This window comes from Halodesulfovibrio sp. (assembly GCF_025210605.1).
Classification (GTDB): domain Bacteria; phylum Desulfobacterota; class Desulfovibrionia; order Desulfovibrionales; family Desulfovibrionaceae; genus Halodesulfovibrio.
Genome location: NZ_JAOARI010000018.1, coordinates 211,775 through 231,446 on the forward strand (window position 1 = coordinate 211,775; position 19,672 = coordinate 231,446).

General features: G+C 45.4%; 15 protein-coding genes. 10 read left to right on the top strand and 5 right to left on the bottom strand.

The features are described 5' to 3' along the window. Window positions 1-170: 170 nt before the first annotated feature. From N4A56_RS07685 to N4A56_RS07730, 10 genes are all read left to right on the top strand, one after another. Window positions 171-1,232 (top strand): metallophosphoesterase, encoded by a 1,062-nt coding sequence (locus N4A56_RS07685; protein ID WP_293671524.1) that lies wholly within the window; start codon window positions 171-173, stop codon window positions 1,230-1,232. A gap of 476 nt (window positions 1,233-1,708) precedes the next feature. Next, the gene (locus N4A56_RS07690; protein ID WP_295546267.1) at window positions 1,709-2,485 is read left to right on the top strand and encodes a DUF169 domain-containing protein; all 777 of its coding nucleotides are present in this window, start codon (window positions 1,709-1,711) and stop codon (window positions 2,483-2,485) included. A 70-nt stretch (window positions 2,486-2,555) separates the two neighbouring features. Continuing rightward, window positions 2,556-3,719 carry a sulfite exporter TauE/SafE family protein gene (locus N4A56_RS07695; protein WP_295546269.1) on the top strand — a complete coding sequence of 388 codons (1,164 nt, stop codon included), beginning with the start codon at window positions 2,556-2,558 and terminating at the stop codon, window positions 3,717-3,719. Window positions 3,720-3,906: 187 nt separating this feature from the next. Beyond that, on the top strand, window positions 3,907-4,590 hold the full coding sequence (locus N4A56_RS07700) for a hypothetical protein (protein WP_295546271.1): 684 nt from the start codon (window positions 3,907-3,909) through the stop codon (window positions 4,588-4,590). A 55-nt stretch (window positions 4,591-4,645) separates the two neighbouring features. Beyond that, entirely contained in the window at window positions 4,646-5,638 is a 993-nt protein-coding gene (locus N4A56_RS07705; RefSeq protein WP_295546274.1) for a phosphate/phosphite/phosphonate ABC transporter substrate-binding protein, read from the top strand. 10 nt (window positions 5,639-5,648) lie between these two features. Next, entirely contained in the window at window positions 5,649-7,676 is a 2,028-nt protein-coding gene (locus N4A56_RS07710; RefSeq protein WP_293671531.1) for a PAS domain S-box protein, read from the top strand. 119 nt (window positions 7,677-7,795) lie between these two features. Beyond that, a complete protein-coding gene (locus N4A56_RS07715) occupies window positions 7,796-8,161 on the top strand; it encodes a response regulator (RefSeq protein ID WP_293671532.1) in 366 nt (121 codons plus the stop codon). 343 nt (window positions 8,162-8,504) lie between these two features. Beyond that, window positions 8,505-10,949, top strand: coding sequence for a PEP/pyruvate-binding domain-containing protein (locus N4A56_RS07720; RefSeq protein ID WP_295546279.1), 2,445 nt, complete (start codon window positions 8,505-8,507; stop codon window positions 10,947-10,949). Then, the gene (locus N4A56_RS07725; protein WP_295546281.1) at window positions 10,946-12,094 is read left to right on the top strand and encodes a dual specificity protein phosphatase family protein; all 1,149 of its coding nucleotides are present in this window, start codon (window positions 10,946-10,948) and stop codon (window positions 12,092-12,094) included. The genes N4A56_RS07720 and N4A56_RS07725 overlap by 4 nt, the downstream gene beginning before the upstream one ends. A 406-nt stretch (window positions 12,095-12,500) precedes the next feature. Then, complete coding sequence (locus N4A56_RS07730; RefSeq protein ID WP_295546284.1) at window positions 12,501-13,139, top strand: NAD(P)/FAD-dependent oxidoreductase; 639 nt, start codon at window positions 12,501-12,503, stop codon at window positions 13,137-13,139. A 68-nt stretch (window positions 13,140-13,207) separates the two neighbouring features. On the opposite strand, the gene N4A56_RS07735 is transcribed toward N4A56_RS07730, so the two are convergent. From N4A56_RS07735 to N4A56_RS07755, 5 genes are all read right to left on the bottom strand, one after another. Then, complete coding sequence (locus tag N4A56_RS07735; protein ID WP_293671540.1) at window positions 13,208-14,113, bottom strand: isoaspartyl peptidase/L-asparaginase family protein; 906 nt, start codon at window positions 14,111-14,113, stop codon at window positions 13,208-13,210. Window positions 14,114-14,647: 534 nt separating this feature from the next. Next, a complete protein-coding gene (glgB, locus tag N4A56_RS07740) occupies window positions 14,648-16,567 on the bottom strand; it encodes a 1,4-alpha-glucan branching protein GlgB (protein WP_295546288.1) in 1,920 nt (639 codons plus the stop codon). Between the two features lie 19 nt (window positions 16,568-16,586). Then, a complete protein-coding gene (gene glgA / locus N4A56_RS07745) occupies window positions 16,587-18,047 on the bottom strand; it encodes a glycogen synthase GlgA (RefSeq protein ID WP_293671544.1) in 1,461 nt (486 codons plus the stop codon). 114 nt (window positions 18,048-18,161) lie between these two features. Continuing rightward, entirely contained in the window at window positions 18,162-18,623 is a 462-nt protein-coding gene (locus N4A56_RS07750; protein WP_293671545.1) for an NUDIX hydrolase, read from the bottom strand. A 360-nt stretch (window positions 18,624-18,983) separates the two neighbouring features. After that, complete coding sequence (locus N4A56_RS07755; RefSeq protein WP_295546291.1) at window positions 18,984-19,622, bottom strand: L-threonylcarbamoyladenylate synthase; 639 nt, start codon at window positions 19,620-19,622, stop codon at window positions 18,984-18,986. Window positions 19,623-19,672: the final 50 nt, after the last annotated feature.

Consider the following 19,672-nt stretch of genomic DNA (forward strand, 5'->3'; position numbering starts at 1 on the left):
GCTTTTGCAGTCAAATATAAGTCGCCGCACCTTACTACTTGAAAGTCAAACTAATTAAAATACTCTGCTCATTTTAAATTGTCAATGATAGTTGACTCAAATGTCTTTTTTTATGTACGTTCGCTGCCGAGTTTGCTGTACTCAATTATTCATAAAAAGAGAGAGACACTATGAAAAACCAAAATCGCAGACAATTCCTCCAGACAGGTGCTTTTACACTGATGGGAATGTCCTTGATGGGTAGCAAAGCTTTTGCTGCTCCAGCTAATGCTAAGTTCGCCCCAGTACGCTTTGGGATCATCTCTGACCCTCACATGGACATCAAAGGCAAAAACGGCATGAAAATGAGTGCCGCCAGCGTGGATTGTGTTCGTCAGGCTGTAAATGGTCTCAATCAGGAAAAAGATCTGTCTTTTGTTATCATGACAGGCGACCTCCTTCTTGATGGCGAAAAACAGAACGCTGAAGCTATTAAAGAAATTCTCGACACATTGACTGTGCCTTACGTGGTTATTGCTGGTAACCATGACTTCGCACCAGTTAATACTGCAAAACATCGCGAAGGTTTTGATTACCTTTCAATCGATGAGTTCGTGAAATTCTTCGACGGCAAAGGCTACGATGGATCCGGCAACCGCTACTGGGCAAAATCTATTGTTCCAGGACTGCGCATTCTTGGTCTTGATGCTAACCTCCCAGAAGAGAAGAAAAAATGGGGCGGCATCCTGCCTAAAGAACAAATCGACTGGCTTGATAAACAGCTCAGCGACCACAAAGACGAAATGCACATTGTATTCATGCATCACAATGTGATTCCTTGGTCTTCCGACGAACTCAAAGGCGGACCTAAACAGTGGTTCTGTGCTGACAATGCAGAAGAAGTACGCGCTGTTCTTGAAAAGCATGCAGACAATGCACCGCTCATGATTACCGGACACCGTCACATCGGTATGCGTACTCGTGAAATTGGTGGCATTACCTACATGGTTGCACCATCTGCAAACACACACCCTATGCGTTACTCCGTGCTTACAGTTTCTCCAGAAGCAGTAACATGGAAAACTCCTATGGTAGGTGTTCCTGAATCTGTACATATTGAAGCACGCAACAACCTGCTTGCATCTAAATGGTGGCGTGAAAGCCAGTACGCAGAGCGTACTGCTAGCAACGATGCCGAAGTTCTTGATTTCTACGAAAAGAACTCACAGCGCGTTGGCACAAAATTGTTGTAGTACCCGCCTGATATAAAAAAACCTTCGCAATCGTCTGCCCCACCATGTGGATAGACGAAAAGCACTAGGTAGTCAGCGACCAGTTTTTCCCAGCAACAAATGGGAAAAACTGGTCGTTTTTTTAGCTACACACATCTACACAACACGCCACGGTCCTCTAAGTTCGTATCTAGAGTGTTTTTTACATTCGACTGAAAACCCGTCCTATCCATACATATTTATATGTCATATTTTTCATTTAATATTCTGATTTAATATATTTAATTAAATTTCTTGTGATTAAATTCACATAATATTGCTACAAAATGTCTTTTATAAGGCTCTAGCTTGTGAATTAATGTGACGTAATTCTTTATCGCAATTTTTATTGCTGCTCAGATGCCGCATTGCTACTTCACGCTCAGATAACAACAAGCTCAACCACCACCTTTGGTGGAATGACTGAATCTTCACAAGAAACAAACGGGAGAAGAATCATGTCCGTAGATTTTAAAGAAATGCAAGCCACCTTAATGCGCGAAATGCGCTTGTATCATTACCCAATCGCGATCAAATTTTTCTACGATCAGGCAGAAGCAGACAAGTACCTCGAAGAAAACGAAGTGCACGTACCTCTTAAACCTATGACTTACTGCCAGTGGGAAATCGCTGCACGCATGAAAGGTCAGAACGTATACGGTACTAAAGAAATGCTCTCCTGCTCTAACGCTCACTACAGCTTTGGCTGGAAAGGTCTTGATGAAGCGGAAATCAAAAGTCACGCAAAATACACCCGTGACCCAGAGCAGGCAAAGCGCTTTATCGAAACCAAATCTCAGATGCCGGAAGGCATGGTAGGTATGGCTGTAATGCCGCTTGCTAATGCAACTGAAACTCCAGATGTAGTTCATTTTTATGTAGATAACATGCAGGCATATCACCTTGCTGTTGATTACATGGCAGCCACAGATACACACCCTATCCGCCCTGCTATCACAATGAACTCTTCTGCATGTGGCGGCACAGTATTCTCCCACATTGCGAACGAATTCAACATGGTTCCTGCATGTTCCGGTAGCTATAACGCTGGTAAAACTGAGCGCGGTGAAATCAACGTTATGATTCCTGGCGACAAGATGATTGCTACATACGAGCGTCTTCTTGACCGTATGGAAAAACTGGGTAGCTCATCCATTACTAAACCGGGTGACGGCTTCCCAGGACAGGATGTTTGCAAAAACTGTCCGCTCATTATTTTCAAAAAGTCCAAATAGATACTTAAGCATATAGGAGCGGCAGGCACACGCCGCTCCCTTGGAACGCAATTTACGTGAGGAGGTACACGTGTTTTCCAATAAACGTAACTGGGTAAATTTTACCCTGCTTGCTGCAACAGTGGTACTTGTTTTTTCCCAACCAGCATTAGCTGATCGTCTTGCTGACGCTATCAACGCAACACCTAAAGGTGCTGGCGCTGGTGAAATCAACCCTTCTGCCGCTCCGGGCTTCTTAGGCATTCCGGGTGCTCCATCTGTTAACCTTGTTATCGGTTTCTTATGGGCAATCTGGGTTGGTTGGATTTTCTCTACTGTTGGTGCATTCGGCGGTATTATGGCTGGTGTTGGTCACATCACCATTTTCGGATTCGGTAACTACGCATCCGGATTCAAAAAGCAGTCTCCTGTTCTCAACAAACTGGTAACAGACTCCATTCGAGTATCTAACCAGTGGCTTGTAGGTACTTCTGCCGGTATGTCCTCTTTCAACTACTACAAAATGGGTCGCCTTGTTCTGCCACTGGGTCTTTCCCTTGCAACAGGCTCCATCCTCGGTTCATACCTTATTCCTTGGCTCACCGCAGGACAGATCTCCCTTAAAGCGTACATCGGCTACTTTGGCTTGTTCGTACTCTTCTTGGGTTGCTACCTTCTGTATGAAACCACTCCACGTGGTCAGGCAAACAAAAAACAGGCAAAAGAAGCTGCCCGTGCGTTTGAAGCAAGCATCAAAGAAGAACGTTCTGGCTCTTCTGTTGATACTTCCGCACTCGGTGTAAAAATTGTCTCTTTCGCTCCAACCAAATGCGTCTTCACCTTCTATGGTGTTGAGTTCTCCTTCAACCCACTTGTACCGGTCTGCGGCGGTTTCGTAATTGCAGGTCTTGCTTCCTTCCTTGGTGTTGGTGGCGGCTTCCTTCTCGTACCGTTCCTTACAAGTGTTGCTGGTCTTCCTATGTATCTTGTCGCCGGTACTTCAGCCCTCGCAGTACTCGTCGGCATGACCACCTCTATTTTCACATACATGGTGGTCAAAGATACTCCGGTATTCTGGCCTCTCATTGGTGTAGAACTCATCGGTGTACTTGTTGGTTCCTTCATTGGTCCACGCACATCCAAGTACATCCCGGAAGTATGGCTTAAACGCCTCTTCATCTTCTTGGCCTTCTACGTTGGTATTCGCTACGCCTCCAAAGGCTTCCTTGGAATGAGTCTTCTCCCTCCATTCTAATAGCCAACACACACAGCAAATAGCCTGAGGCGAACCACGCCTCTTCGCCTCAGGCGCATACATATTTTCAAGTTCGTTGCCAGCGATACCGTGACAGCCCTACCCATTATTCTCTCTACAACAAAACACAGGGTGCGAACTTTTTAGGTTGATGAGCAATTCAACTTTTATATTCGAGAGGTTTCACATGGATATACAGAGTATTTTTTTCGCACTGGACCCTTACTTTATTGCGCCATACAGGTGGTTAGCTAATCCGCTTGCAGCTATGTGGATCGGCACAGCAATTCTAGGCATATGGTGTCTTCTTGCAGGAGAGATTTCTTCTATCTTCATTTATCGTGTGAACAGGGCATACTACGCCCAGCTTAACGCAAAAATGGTGCGCATGCACAACCTCTCCATTGAAGCCATCAAACAAAAAGATAAAGCAAACTTTAAAGCCACCAACCGCTGGGCTAACGAATATTTTGGCAAAGTTTTTTTTGCTCAGGCAGCTTTTTTTGCTGTTTCTCTGTGGCCTGTCCCCTTTGCACTCGGGTGGATGCAAACACGTTTTACAGGTGTTGACATTGTAACACTTCCTATGATCTCTCTTGACTTAGATACGTTTAGCCTTACCAATTTCAGCACAGACGTATTTTCTTCAACGTCATTGTCACTAGGCTATGCGTTTGTTCTTCTTACCAGTTACATTGCCTTACGATACGGGTTGTATAAGACACGAAAGTACATTCCTGTTCTCCGTACTATTGAAGCAATGCGCGAAGAAGACGCCGAAATGGTAAACCAGATAAAGTCATGGGAAGAACTAAACGCTTCTGCTGCTCCCCTGCAACAGGCAACTAAAGAGACCGTTGCAGCCGGATAACGTTTTCTTTTTAGAAAAGGTCAAAAATTCTATTTGACCCTAATGAGGTTGTTACTTGAAACACCAAACGCTGCGCACGTTGCTAGTAGCCTTTCTACTCTGCATATCTGTATTATTACAGGGCTGCGGAGAAGAAGTACCCGTTGTTAAAGTAGATTTTGCAAAACGGGAATCAATCAAAGTTCCTACACCGGAACCTGCGATAACTTACGCGTACTTGCCTCAATATTCCCACGAAGTTTCCTACGCCAGACACAATCCCCTGATACAATACTTAGCGAAAGAAACCGGACTGCCCATGCGTCAGGTATTTCCAGATACTTTTGCTGAGCACATACGCATGGTTGAACGTGGGGAAATTGATATCTCTTTCTCCAACCCTGTAGTTTACGTTCAGCTTGCGAAGTTAGGCGCACATGCTTTTGCAAGAATTAAAGAACCTGACGGTCGTCCTTCTTTTCGTGGTCAAATCATAGTGCATTCTCAAAACAAGGCTATTGAAAAACTTGAGGATGTCGTTGGTAAACGCTGGATTGCTGTAGACCCATATTCCGCTGGTGGATACATGTATGCACTGGGATATTTTTTAGATCACGGAATCCACGCAAAAGACTTTAGAGAAATTGCATTTGCACCGGGTCCCGGTGGCAAACAAGAAAAAGCAGCACTTGCAGTATATGCAGGAAAATATGACGTAGCCTCTGTTCGCGAAGGCGCACTTGATATTGTTAAAGATAAAATAAATTTAAAACATATTCGGGTTCTGGCAGTAACTCCAGAATATCCGGGCTGGGTATATGCCGCCAGAAAAGGCATGAACAAAGAGATAGTTGCTAAAATATCCCGCGCAATGTTTACGCTTTCAATGGATAACAAAGAAGAAGCAGCTATTCTGACCAACGCACGCACAAGCGGTATTATTCCGGCAACTGACTCGGATTATAATACCGTCCGTACACTTATTCATAAAATCGAAATCGACGACAAAGACTCCACTCTTCAAGCTCCATCATCACAACCAGTGCAGCGGGTGCACAATGCGGAATAGACTAAGTACAATGCGTTTTCGTACCAAACTCAATGTGGGAATGAGCGTTATCATCATTTCCCTCTCAGTTATGCTTGCAGTTGTTGTAACCAACATTGCAGCAAATTCACTTGTGCACGAAACAAAACGCCGCGGACAAGTTCTGGCAGACAACATTGCACTACGTACAACAAGCTCCATGCTTTCCGGTGACTTGCTGCAAATGAAGGAAATGGTTGATGAACTGCGCACTGTGGACAAGGACGTTGCTTACGCTTTTCTCATAAACAGCAACAGTCAAATTCTGGCGCACACATTTGCAGATGGCTTCCCAATTGATTTAAAACACGCCAATATTATTACAGAAGACGGAAAGCCTTCTATCCGGCTTATCGATACAGGGTCACAAAAATTTTATGATTTTGCCGTGCCTGTCACCGCTGGCGGTCTTGTTATCGGACAAGCACGCCTCGGGCTTTCCAGAAGTCAGGTACAGGTTGTTGTAAACGGTCTGATATTCACTATTTCCCTTGTTACCGTAATTACACTTATGGTCAGCATTGCCATATCAACCCAGTTTGCTCACAGAATTACCTACCGCCTGGGTATGCTGGGACAGTATGCAGAAAGCATCGTGCGCGGAGAATTGAAGCTCAACCAGACTTCCGGACTTAACCGGAACTGCTGGGAAATATACAACTGCCAGCAAAAAGACTGCCCTGCATATGAAAATACGGATAAACGCTGCTGGCAGTTAGGCGATACGTTATGCACAAATTATTGTAGCAACCAATCAGCACGCGACCTGAATAATTGCGAGCAGTGCCCTGTATTCGCCCGTAACTCCGGTGATGAAATCCATGAACTTGCAGAAACATTTGACGTTATGTCGCTGTCATTGCGTGGACATATTGCCGAATTAGAAGCGGCTAAAAACGACCTGACAAAACAGCAGGAAATCTTGAGGACTATATTTGAATCCAGTCCCGACCAGCTGTCTCTTATCGATAAAAACGGCACATATCTTTCTGTTAACCAAGCCTTTGCTTCCTTTGTAGCAAAATCAAAACATGAAATTATCGGCAAAACAGAGCACGATATCCCATCACTTTTGAACTCTTGGGACACTCAGAAAGAAACAAATCAAATAATCGAAACAGGCAAACCAGTTAACCGCGAAGTGCGTATTGTTCTCGAAGATGGTTCCCGAAAATGGTTTAACGTACTTAGAGTGCCAGTGCACGATGAGAAAAAACAGTCAATCGGGGTGCTAGGAACTGCGCGTGATATCACAAAGGTAAAGGATTACCAGAACCAGCTTGTGCACTCACAAAAGCTTGAATCCATAGGCAAGCTCGCAGGTGGAGTTGCACACGAGATCAACACACCGCTCGGTATTATTTTAGGTTATTCCCAGCTGTTGCAGGAAGACTTTCCTAAAGACGGACAAGTGCATAAAGACTTGGTCGTTGTTGAGAAGCAGGCTAAATTTTGCAGAAAAATTGTTGCAGACCTTCTTGATTTCTCTCACCAGACAAAAAGTGAGAAAAAAGAGATGTGCTTCAACAACTCCATTATGGAAGTTGTTCAGCTTGTCCGGCATGCTTTTAACTTAGATAACGTGCTCATACTTACACATCTTGATGACAGATTACCAATAATCTATGGAAACCCAGAACAGTTAAAACAAGTCTGGATGAACCTTATGTCCAATGCTATTGAAGCAATAGGTCAAAACGGAGTTATTAATATTCATACAGAATTGGATATTAATGACGGAACAATTGCGGCATGGTTCTCTGATTCAGGAACAGGCATAGCCACAAATGACCTCGACTCGATCTTCGATCCTTTCTTCAGTACAAAGCCTGTGGGTAAAGGAACTGGCTTGGGCTTATCTGTATCATTTGGTATTATTCAAGATCATGGCGGCAGCATATCTGCTATCAGTCCTGCACCTAAGCGTTTACTGGAAGACGGCGCTATGCGCACTGAAGGTTGGGGAGCAGGAACGTCGTTTAAGGTAGTGCTTCCGTTAGACGAAATGGACTACGAGTAATTTGACGGCAATCCACAATAATAACTGCAAAGTGCCTGTGTAAGGAAACCTTGCAGAACATTGTAATTCCCTACAGCCTCTCAGAGACTGTACGTAAGGACACGGTAAAGGACATAGCTATGGCAGAAATAATGGTGCTCGATGATGTGATTGATGCAGGAATTCTTATCAAGCGAATTCTTGAACGCAAAGGACACTCTGTCACTGTTTTTACAGATGAAGAAGAAGCATTGAACTTTGCGCGAACCCACACACCCAATCTCGCAATTCTCGATATTAAGCTTCGCAAAATGACTGGTGTCGAAGTTCTGGCAGAGCTTAGAAGCTACTCCCCGACAACGCAGGTTATTATGCTTACAGGATATCCTACTCTAGAAACTGCCCGCGAATCACTTAAACTCGGTGCAAATGAGTACTGCGTAAAGCCTATTGATAAAGAAGAGCTAGAAAACAAAGTACACGAAGTTCTGAGTGCGGCTATCTAACAAGGTAGGCATTCATAACAACGGTAAGTACGGGGGGATGGCTAACCTTCCAGTTGTTACCAGACATGCCTGAGCCACAGACTATTTATCAGCTAACACCGAAACGAAATAGCTGTGCTCACCATGCAACTTGCAACGCAACTGGGATACCATATTTTTATATGGGCTATGCCACGCGCTTTTCGATCAATTTGCTTCTGAGCAGCAGTACGCGAAAATGGTGACATACGTTACCTATCTTTTTCGTACTATCACCTTATTCTAATTCTACATTCCGACTTGATTGCAGCACACTCATACGACACGATCTGCTTTTTTAACCTACACCGAGTTCAGAGGAACTATGTTTATAACAGAGCTGTTTAAGCACTGGACATTCCGTGCATTTGCACCCGGGACTCTTTTGCGCACAAAATACAATGCCTTTAAAGAGCTTCTGAGACTCGACGAGCGTTGTCTGGAGCATATAGCAAACCTAGAAGAAATTCATTACGGGCGCGAACAGGCAGACTGGACGCGTGTTGTCTGGTTAACTGAAGAATTAGGCAGAGATATCCGAAGCCTTATCGAACAGCTGCAAATTATGAGTCCTGTGAAGTACATGGATCTTCAGGACTACGCGACAAAACTCAACTTCTATGTACGCATGGGAGTAAGCGTAGAAGACCCTCGTATTGAACCGCCTTTTGTTTTCACACTCGATGAAGCACTACATCTACAGGAGGCTGCAGGTGGTAAAGCGGCGAACCTTGCCCGCATTAGTTCCGAAGAAGATATACACCTTCTGCCTGCGCGAATAATTTCTTCTCATGCATACCATTACTTCATTGAGGTAAACGACTTACGTGACGAGCTGGATAAGCGGCTCAGCGCCATTTCCTTATCAGATGCGGCATCATTAGATAGACTTGCATCTGAAATGCAAGAGCTTATTCTCAATGCAGAATTACCCGACCCTATTGCTAATGAAATAGAAATCGCGGCTCTTGAACTGGGAAAAAACGGAACCAAGCTCGCTGTGCGCTCAAGTGCTGTAGCAGAAGACGGAACTGCTTCTTTTGCAGGGCAATATACCTCAAAATTACACGTAGCTGCGGTCGATATTATTCAGGCGTGGAAAGAAGTTGTTGCTTCCAAATACACCCCGCGTGCCCTTGCCTACCGCATTATGAACGGACTTGCAGATACCGAAACTCCAATGGCAGTACTAATTATGCCAATGGTAGATGCTGTATGCTCCGGCGTAGCATACTCTACTGTGCCTTCAGAACATGCTGCACATTTGAAAGAGCCTGCAATTGCTGTATATGCTACTTCCGGCGTTGGTGAAAAACTCGTTTCCGGTTCGATTTCAGGGCAGGCTAGCTTTCTCAAAAAAGAGACATTCCGAATTGTAGAAAAGCCATCGCAACCCATTATCCCCACTCCAACACTCAAACGCCTTGCAAAACAAGCGCAACAACTTGAAACACTCTTTGGTGAACCGCAAGATATAGAGTGGGTCGTTGACCACCGCAGCAGAATATTTATTTTGCAAAGCAGACCAATTCCGCACAGCAAACATCCACAAAACACAGTGTGCCCACCGCACAATTTAACGTCGATTGACGTCGACCAAGAGTGTGCTTCCAGAGGTATCGGCAGCGGAAAAGTCCGTGTTGTGGCAAACTGTCAGGATATTACAGAGCTTCCGCACGGAACTATCCTTGTGACAAGAGGATTAGGTCCAGTACTTACTCGCGTTATCCATCGCCTTAATGGAGTCATTGCAGAACGCGGCAGTGCAGCAAGCCATTTTGCTTCCGTCGCACGCGAATTTAATGTGCCAGTGCTATGCGGCGTTACCGATGCCTGCTCCCGATACACCAACAACCAGCTTGTCACTGTGGACAGTATGTCAGGTACTGTTTTTGAAGGAACACTCCCTGAGTGCCATACAGAAAATACAATGCCTGAGCAGGGAAGCATCCCGCGTATAGGTAAGGTTCTCCCCCGAATTGCAAGGCTGACATTGCTAGACCCGTCATCTGAATCTTTTGCGCCGGAATACTGTAAGTCACTGCACGATCTTGTCCGCTTTGTTCATGAAAAAGGCGTTGAAGAAATGTTTTCGCTTGTAGATAAGTCCAGTCGTGGACTTTCCGGTTCTCGCAAGCTTCAAACCCACCTCCCCCTGAGCATGTATGTTCTCAACCTCGATAACGGGTTATTCCATTCTGCCGCTGGAAAAAAAGAAGTGGCGCAAAGCGATATCGCCTCTGTTCCAATGTGGGCATTCTGGTTCGGACTTTCTTCAGAGCTGGTCACATGGCACGATGCTCTTCCGCATTTTGATTGGGAACATTTTGATAAGGTCAGTGCAGGAATCATTTCAAAAGACTCTCCACTACTTGCAAGCTACGCAATCATTTCAGACAAATACATGCATGCGATGATGCGTTTTGGATACCACTTTTCAATTGTTGATTCCATTTGCGGCGATAATGACAGGCTGAACTACATTCGTTTCCGCTTTATGGGCGGGGGCGGTAAGTCGCATCAGCGCATGTTACGGTTGGATTTTATTGAACGAATCCTTTCCAAAAACAACTTCGCCGTCGAGCGCAAAGGCGACATGCTCAATGCACGGCACGGCATGGAAGAAGGGCATATTATCCAGCAACGCCTTGCATTACTTGGTTTACTGCTAGCCAAAACCCGTATGCTGGACATGCGTATCGAAGATACAAACGATGTTGATGCTCTTGAAAAAGAGTTCATTCAAGACTTAGGGAGCCTTACCTATTGATCGACCTACGCAAAACATTCTCCCGCATTCGATCAACTGCAACGCGCATAGCTAACGGCATGCGTCGCGGTGTCCCCTTTACTGCCTCTTCCGGTACGGAAGAGCATTCGGTATTTCCGGTTCACTACGTATCCTCTCGGCTTGCGCTAGGTCCTGCTCCAAGTACGCAACAACATTTTGCGGCAATCAAAGAACAAAAAATTTCCTGCATTCTGAACCTGTGTGCAGAATTGAAAGAACTTCCAGCGCTGGAAGAAAAAGCGGGTTTTGAAGTCTACTTTCTGCCAATAGAAGATGAGGAAGCGCCGGACTTGCTCCAGCTCGAAAAGGCTCTTGAGTGGATTGACGAACAAATGTTCCTTGGAAAGCATGTGTACATCCATTGCAGACACGGCATTGGTAGAACAGGAACAGTTTTCAATGCATACCTACTTCGTAGAGGCTTAGGGCACAGGCGTGCTGCAAAAATGTTGCACAAGCTACGGGCAGAGCCAACAAACTTTGCCCAATGGCGTGCTGTTCGCAACTATGGTGCACACAATCCGCCACTTTCAATTAAAGCCCCTACTCTAGAATTTGGTGAAGAAACCGCAGAATCGCTTGCCCCCTTCCTCAGCGATTATATGCAGTTGCAAAAAACTGCTGACACTATTTTGCTAGAGCATGATATTGATTCCATGTGCGGGACATTACATAATGCCTGTTGCCACTCCTGCGTCCCACTAACGCTCATAGAATCCCTTGCACTGGCAACGCATCTCAACACGTCTGTCCCCAGTGCAGCCCGTGCCGAAATTATAACCCGTGCCGCAGAGGTTGTGCGCCTTGAACAAAACAGCGCTCAAGGACTTTCCGGCACATTCTGCCTGTATAACACAGACATCCGATGTCCGCTTCTTAGCCACGGAACATGCCTACTGTACGCATACCGTCCGCTCCGCTGTCGCCTTTTCGGAATTACACCAGAGGTTGGAAAAACAATATGGGAAGATGTTCTGCACACACCGCTAGAGCATCTATCATCTCAAGTATATCTGAACGTAACAGGAACCCTGCCAGACCACACCACGCTCATGTTTACTATACCTGAGGTTCTTTCAGGCAAGTACGTCCAACGTCTATTTTCTTCTATGAAAGAGAAGTAAGGTTTGTATTTCGTTGAAACCGTAGTGAATGGCATTCGATCGGCATGAGGGTTTGGCTTTTTTGTAGTGACCCCGCAATGTGTATGCTTGGCTTCATCAGCAATGTCTCCGACGGGCAGGCGGGCGCTGCCCCCTGCACCCCCGCGAGAGGGACGCCCTCTCGACTGCGATTATGGGAAAATTTTTTTGCAATTAGCTACGTGGGATAGTTTATTCAGCAGAGCATCTTACAGTCCCATCGAGCACCTATTTTTTGTAACATCTTGTATTCATTACTCTAAGATCGTGATAAATTTCATTATCTATTTCGACCTTGCACAAGCTGAGTCTGTTTTGCTATTTGAATCCATTGTAACAAATACCACGTAATACTTTACGTACGTACCATCATATATTGGAGTCAAAAATGGCAACATTACCTGCAAGCGCCCTTCTTCAGCGCGATAAAAAAACCTACCAGATTCGTATTACCCCACCATGTGGCGTTGTAACAGCAGATGAGCTTCGTCAGCTCGCAGAGGTTGCAGACAAATACGAAGTTCCTCTTTTAAAAATCACATCCGGTCAGCGTATCGCTCTTATCGGTCTTGAAGAAGAAGAAATGGCAAACGCAGCCGAAGAAGTGCCATTCCGCATTGGTGGTCACTACATTCAGGCTTGTCCGGGTACAGACTGGTGTAAAATGGGTCAGCGCGATTCAACTGGTTTCGCAACGACCCTGAACGAAAAAATCGGCACTCTTGCAACTGCTGCAAAAATCAAAGTCGGCGTTTCCGGTTGTCCTATCAGCTGTGCGGAATGCCACATCCGCGACATTGGTTTCATCGGCACCAAAAACGGTTGGACTATGGTTATCGGTGGTAACTCTGCTTCCCGTCCACGTATTGCCGATACTCTTGCTGAAAAACTTTCTGACGAAGAAGCGCTTGCGCTCCTCGACCGTTTCCTCGCCCACTACAACGAAACCGCTAAGAAAAAACAGCGTGTTGCCCGATACGTGGAAGAGCACGGTATCGAAGCTATTCGCGAAGCTATGGGCGTTTAATTTTACCGTACAGATACAATAAAAAAACGGATGCTTTTTTGAAGCATCCGTTTTTTTATGAGCTAGTATTAAAAGTCCATATGGACAGTCGAATATATTGTGCCATCCGGAAGCACATAGGCATGCGCCATATGATCGGTGTTGTGATAAATGCCGTACTCGCCGTTTTTATCCAGTAAAATTATTCCTGCATGACCGTTTACTCTACGGTACAACATTTCAATTGCTTCCATAGCTGCTGAAGCGGCATCACGATGAGCTAAGTATTCACATGCCTTAGAGCACATAAGAGTACGGATAACCCCTTCTCCAAAACCAGTACATGAAGCCCCGCCAAGTTCGCTATCTGCATAGACGCCAGCACCACAAATAGGAGAATCTCCAACACGCCCCGGAAGTTTGTACGGAGTACCACCTGTAGAAGTAGAAGCTGCAATATTGCCGTCTTTATCAAGAGCAACAGCACCCACTGTTCCTTGCGGAGTAGGAGCAAATGCTTCATGGGTCGAATAACCGTCTTTGCTGCGAAGCTTCTCATAAAGCTGTAGTTCACGTTCAACAAAAAGATCACGAGGATCACATTCAGCTAAACCTTGTTCACGGGCAAAACGTTCCGCGCCTTCCCCGATGAGAAAACAAAATTCCGTCTCTAAAACTTTACGTGCAATATCTACTGGCGTCATGAAACGACGCACACCAGCAACAGCACCGAAATTGAGTTCAGTGCCATCCATAATGGATGCATCAAGTTCTATCTGACCATCCGCATTCAACACCGCACCACGTCCAGCATCAAACGTTTCGTCACATTCCAATACATTCACGGCAGCCTGCACGGCATCAAGAGCACTCGCCCCTTGCAAAAGCAATGGATACGCTGCTTCAACTGCCCTGCGGCATCCGTCAAGGTGCGCCTGCTTGCGCGCTTCAGGAATTGTCCATGCGCCACCGTGAACAATAATTTTCGGTTCCATTACTTTTACCTGTTATTTTTGTAGAAGTTATGAGGCTACCTAATGTGAGCACATAGGGATGCCTCCGACGGGCAGGCATTGCGCTTGTAACCCGACTTACTTTCGTAAGCTGCCTGAGTCTCCGACGGGCAGGCGGGCGCTGCCCCCTGCACCCCCGCAAGGGGACACGTCCCCTTGACCCCGATTAAGGGAGAATTTTACGTTGCACAACTACACGTATGTTCTTTTTAACAGCATTGATTCATACGTTTTTTCTAAAAAACATTACGTAAAATGCAGACTACGTTATACCTATCTTCTACTCAGCCGTTTTAAATTAAACAAGATTTTCTTACGTAAAATATACTATAAAAAATTGTACAAAGCCGAAGCTTTTATATTCCACTCACAACTGTTTCTTTTAAATCGCAGTCGAGAGGGCGTCCCTCTCGCGGGGGTGCAGGGGGCAGCGCCCGCCTGCCCGTCGGAGACACCTAGCTTTTTATATAAAAAAAACGCCGCAGGCGTACCTACGGCGCAGACCGAAAAAACATACTACGAACCCAAATACTTTAGGCAGATTGCACCAAGCGGGGGAAGAGTTAACTCTATGTACCCTTCACCACCAAAGTCATCTGGGCACGTTTCTATCTGTCCTATGTTGCCCACGTTGGAGCCGCCGTAATACATGCTGTCGCTATTCAAGACTTCTTCCCACATCCCGCTCTTGGGGCTGGCGACACGATAGTGATACCGCACTACTGGAGTAAAATTGAATATCCAGAACAGCGGAGTGCCCTCACCACCCGTGCGTAAAAAACTTATGACCGAGGCTCCGTAATCAGAAAAATCAATCCATTTAAAGCCCTTCCAGCTAAAATCTTCTTTGTGCATAGCTTCTTCGGTCACAAGCATCTTGTTTAGATCACGCACTAAAGCACGTATGCCGTCATGTGTTGGAAATTGGAGCAAACACCAATCCAGCTCTTTACGTGGACTCCATTCATTCCACTGCCCGAATTCGCTTCCCATGAAGATCATTTTTTTACCGGGGTGTGCCCACATGTAGGCATACAAAAGACGAAGGTTTGCTTGTTTTTGCCAAACGTCACCACTCATCTTACTTAAAATAGTACCTTTACCATGCACTACCTCGTCATGCGAAAGCGGAAGTATAAAATTTTCGCTGAAAGCATAGAGCATGGTAAAGGTGAGGCTGTTATGATTATAGCTTCGGTAAATTGGGTCAGTTGAAAAATATTCAAGGCTGTCATTCATCCAGCCCATATTCCACTTAAAAGTGAAACCCAATCCACCGGTATACAACGGACGTGAGACCCCCGGCCATGATGTCGATTCTTCAGCTATCATAGCAACACCGGGGAACTGCTCATGTGCGACACGATTAAGCTCACGCAGAAATTCCACAGCGTCCAGATTTTCCCGCCCGCCATATTCATTCGGACACCACTGCCCTTCACATCTCGAATAATCGAGATACAGCATGGACGCGACCGCATCTATCCGCAGACCGTCAATATGAAATTCATGCAACCAATAGAGAGCGTTGGCGAATAAAAAATTACGTACTTCGTGCCGTCCGTAATTGAAAATATATGTTCCCCAGTCGGGATGTTCACCCCGTTGCGGGTCAAGATGTTCATACAGTGCGCTGCCGTCAAAGCGTCCAAGGCACCAATCATCCTTAGGGAAATGAGCGGGAACCCAATCGAGGAACACCCCTATTCCGGCGTTATGCAGTGCATCTACAAACCCTTTAAACTCTTCCGGTGTGCCGAAACGGGATGTTGGGGCAAAGTAGTTGCTGGTTTGATATCCCCATGACTCATCAAGCGGATGCTCTGCAACAGGAAGTAGCTCCACATGCGTAAAACCCATATCTGTTACGTAATCGATAAGAAGCTTTGCAATTTGTCCATATCGAAGAAAGCCATTTCCCTCTGGGTCATGGTCACGGCACCAAGAGCCTAAATGGACTTCATAGATGGAAATCGGCTTATCTAACGGAGGTCCTTGCTTACGGCGAGCGTCCATCCATGCGCTATCTGTCCATGTAAAGTTATCTAAATCCCATGTGCGCGAAGCTACCCCCGGGCGCAATTCACAACAAAATGCTAAAGGATCAGCTTTATACACGTCTCGTCCATCTTTACCGACTACGCTGTATTTATAGAGCTGCCCTTTTTGGACATGCGGAACAAACGCTGCCCACACGCCGGATACACCAACAGGGTACAAAGGCAGTTCTCTAAAATGCCATTCGTTAAAATCTCCGGCAACATGCACTGACTGTGCATTTGGTGCCCATACAGCAAATCTGTACCCCTGTGCGCCATCCACTTCTACGGGATGCGCTCCTAGGAAGCGGTACAAGTCCCAGTGTGTCCCTTTACCAAACAGGTATAAATCAAATGGTTCAAAAAACGCCGGAACACTTTTAAGCGTACCCCTCATCATGCTCTCCTTCGTGGCTCTACAGTTCCGAACGTAATCCCAGTTCATTATACAGTGCTGCATACTCTTTTGCAGAGCTGTCCCAAGAGAACTCCTTAGCCATCGCCCGCCCTATAATTCTACGGAACTCACGCGGGTTGTGCTCCCACACATCAATGGCATCTGTAATAGAATCAATAAACGCCCCACTATTAATATTTTCAAAGGTAAAACCTGTGGCATGCGGGTGCGGCCAAGGCACTATAGTATCGTGTAATCCCCCCACATCGCTGGCAACAGGAATAGTACCAAAACGTAGGGCATATAATTGTGTTAAACCGCATGGCTCGTACGTGGAAGGCATAAGGAAAATGTCTGAAGCTGCTTGAATTTTATGTGCCAGTTCTTCCGTGTAGTCCACAATAGTGCACAGCTTATCAGGATACGTTTCCATATAATTTAAGAGCACGGCTTCGCGCTCCAAATTACCTTCACCAAGAATGACAAGACCGACGTCTTTTTTCATTAATTGCGGAATAATTTCTTCGAGCATGTTAACACCCTTCTGCTTCCGCAAACGCCCGATAAATCCAAGTAAAGGACGCTTTTTCAGTGAGGGAGACAGACCTAGTTCATCTATCAACGCATTTTTGCAAGTACGTTTTCCCCGAACATTATTTCCACTATATGTTTTAGGAAGATATTTGTTACACTCAGGATTCCATACGCTATAATCTGCACCGTTCAAAATACCGTGTAATCGCTCTTTGCGCCCTTTCAGAACATTATGGAGATCACAGCCGAATTGGCGCGTTAAAATTTCCTTGGAGTAGTTTGGTGATACTGTGGTTATTTTATCCGCATACGAGATGCCTGCTTTCATGAAATTGAAATCACCGTAGAATTCAACACCATCCATAGACCAAGCGGATGGCGGCAGACCACAATTTTCAAATAAGCGGGAAGCAAAACGACCTTGGAATGCCAGATTATGGATGGTGAAAACAGAGCGGGTATCTTCCCAGAATGGGTTACTCATCCTGTTAAAATACAAATATGCAGGAGAAAGAGCAGCCTGCCAGTCGTGAGCATGAATTATTTTAGGAGCTATCGTAAACCGCTCCATCAATTTTTGAGCAGCTCTATTAAAAAAAATAAAGCGCTCTGCATTATCAAAGAAATCACCACGATGATCACAATAATAAAAACGCCTGTCGAAATATTCACTACGGTGAATAAAATACACAGGCATTCCCTTGTAATCAGCTTGATATACATCTGCTGTTATTGGTTCCCACGGATACCCTACATGGACATCAGACCATGCGAGGCGAATATCATACTCAGCTGTACCTATCCTTCCGTAAAACGGAGTTATCACAGCTGTTTTAATTCCTTTATTATGCAACGCCAAAGGTAACGCACCAAGAACGTCCCCAAGCCCCCCCGTTTTGGAAAACGGAAAGATTTCTGATGCGATAAATACTACATCTGCCCCCACACTGTACTCCTCGGTAGTTTGGGTATTGAAAGGTCGACATTCGCACAAATGCCGACCTCTACCGACGATAGCGTACCTGTATTTTTCAGGACATGATTTATCGATTTCAGCGTGCTACTTATTTAATCGTTTAAGACGGTTTGCAAAATCTGCAACAATAACATCATGGTCAAACACTATAGTGGGTAGGGATTCCAAAGGAAAGAAGCGTGCATTTTGTGCATCATCACCAGCCATTAGAGCAGATGCATCATTTGTCACAGCACTATATGCCACACTCATTGTGTGGTGTCGCGGGTCCCTTTTAGGGTCAGAGTACACACCGATGAGTTCCGTTAGAATTACATCAAGATTCGTTTCTTCTTTTGCCTCACGAATAGCTGCGGATTCACACGTTTCACCATAGTCAATAAAACCACCGGGTAATGCCCACCCATGCGGCTCATTAGCGCGCTCGATAAGTACTACTCCTTTTGTCGGATCATAAATAACTATATCAACAGTGGGTGCAGGATTCCGGTACATAGTTACCGGCTGTGAACAATGGGGACACGGTATATCATGCGTTATACTCATGAGTTTTTCTCCTTTCTTACATGCCATTAATTACTGTATAATTTTGTATGCATAAAAAAGACAGTGCAATAGAAAAAGCACCTCTCTGACCACTTGAGAGGTGCTTTTTAAAAAAAGAAGGATATGAATATCTTTGCACAAAGGATGCCACTTTTTCCCAGCTATCATTAGAATCGTCGCAGACTACGGCATCCGTGGCATCACTGTTTTTAGCAAAAAAAATCACATCCTATATTCTGTCAAAAGATTTGAACCTATTCAAAAAACACCCGATAGCAGTACAAAAAACTTTTTACTCACGGCATACCATGCGCCGAATGAGCCTCATGAGCCTTTTGAGTTTGCCATAAGTTTTTTCACCTAAACACCAGCAACTCGTGGAACAACGGCAAGTCCTGATGTACGTAAGTCTATTTCAGAAACAGCACCATTACGTACTATGCTGACTGCACGCGGCCCTACAATTTCAATCAGTGTAGAAGGCATGCCACCAGCCGGAACAGGCTCCATATCAACCACACCGGAAACATTCTGTGTAAGCTCAGGGTCAATGCTGGAAACGGCAGTCACAGCAGGGCGTCCACTTAAATTTGCACTTGTGGAAACCAACGGGACTCCTGCTTCTAAACACAACTGCTGTGCCACAGGATGCGGAGTGACACGCACAGCAACCCTGCCTGTTTCACCAGTAAGTACAGATGGAATTCTATCGGAAGCTGTAATTAAAATAGACAAAGACCCCGGCCAGAAGCGATTTGCCAGCGCGGTTACTATATCAGAAGAGATATCTGTCACCAGCGGCAACTGCTCCATGCTGCCAATAAGAACAGGCAGCGGCATAACGCCGGAACGCTTTTTTGCTTTATATACTGATTCTACTGCAAGTGGGTCGAGAGCATTACACCCTACTGCATAAAAAGTTTCTGTTGGGTAGCAGATAACTTGCCCTTCTTTAAGGGCTGCCACTGCTTCGGAAATGCTAAATGTTGGTACGGTCATAAATCTACCTCTATCCTTTTCATTGAGAAACTGCCCATTACACGATACAC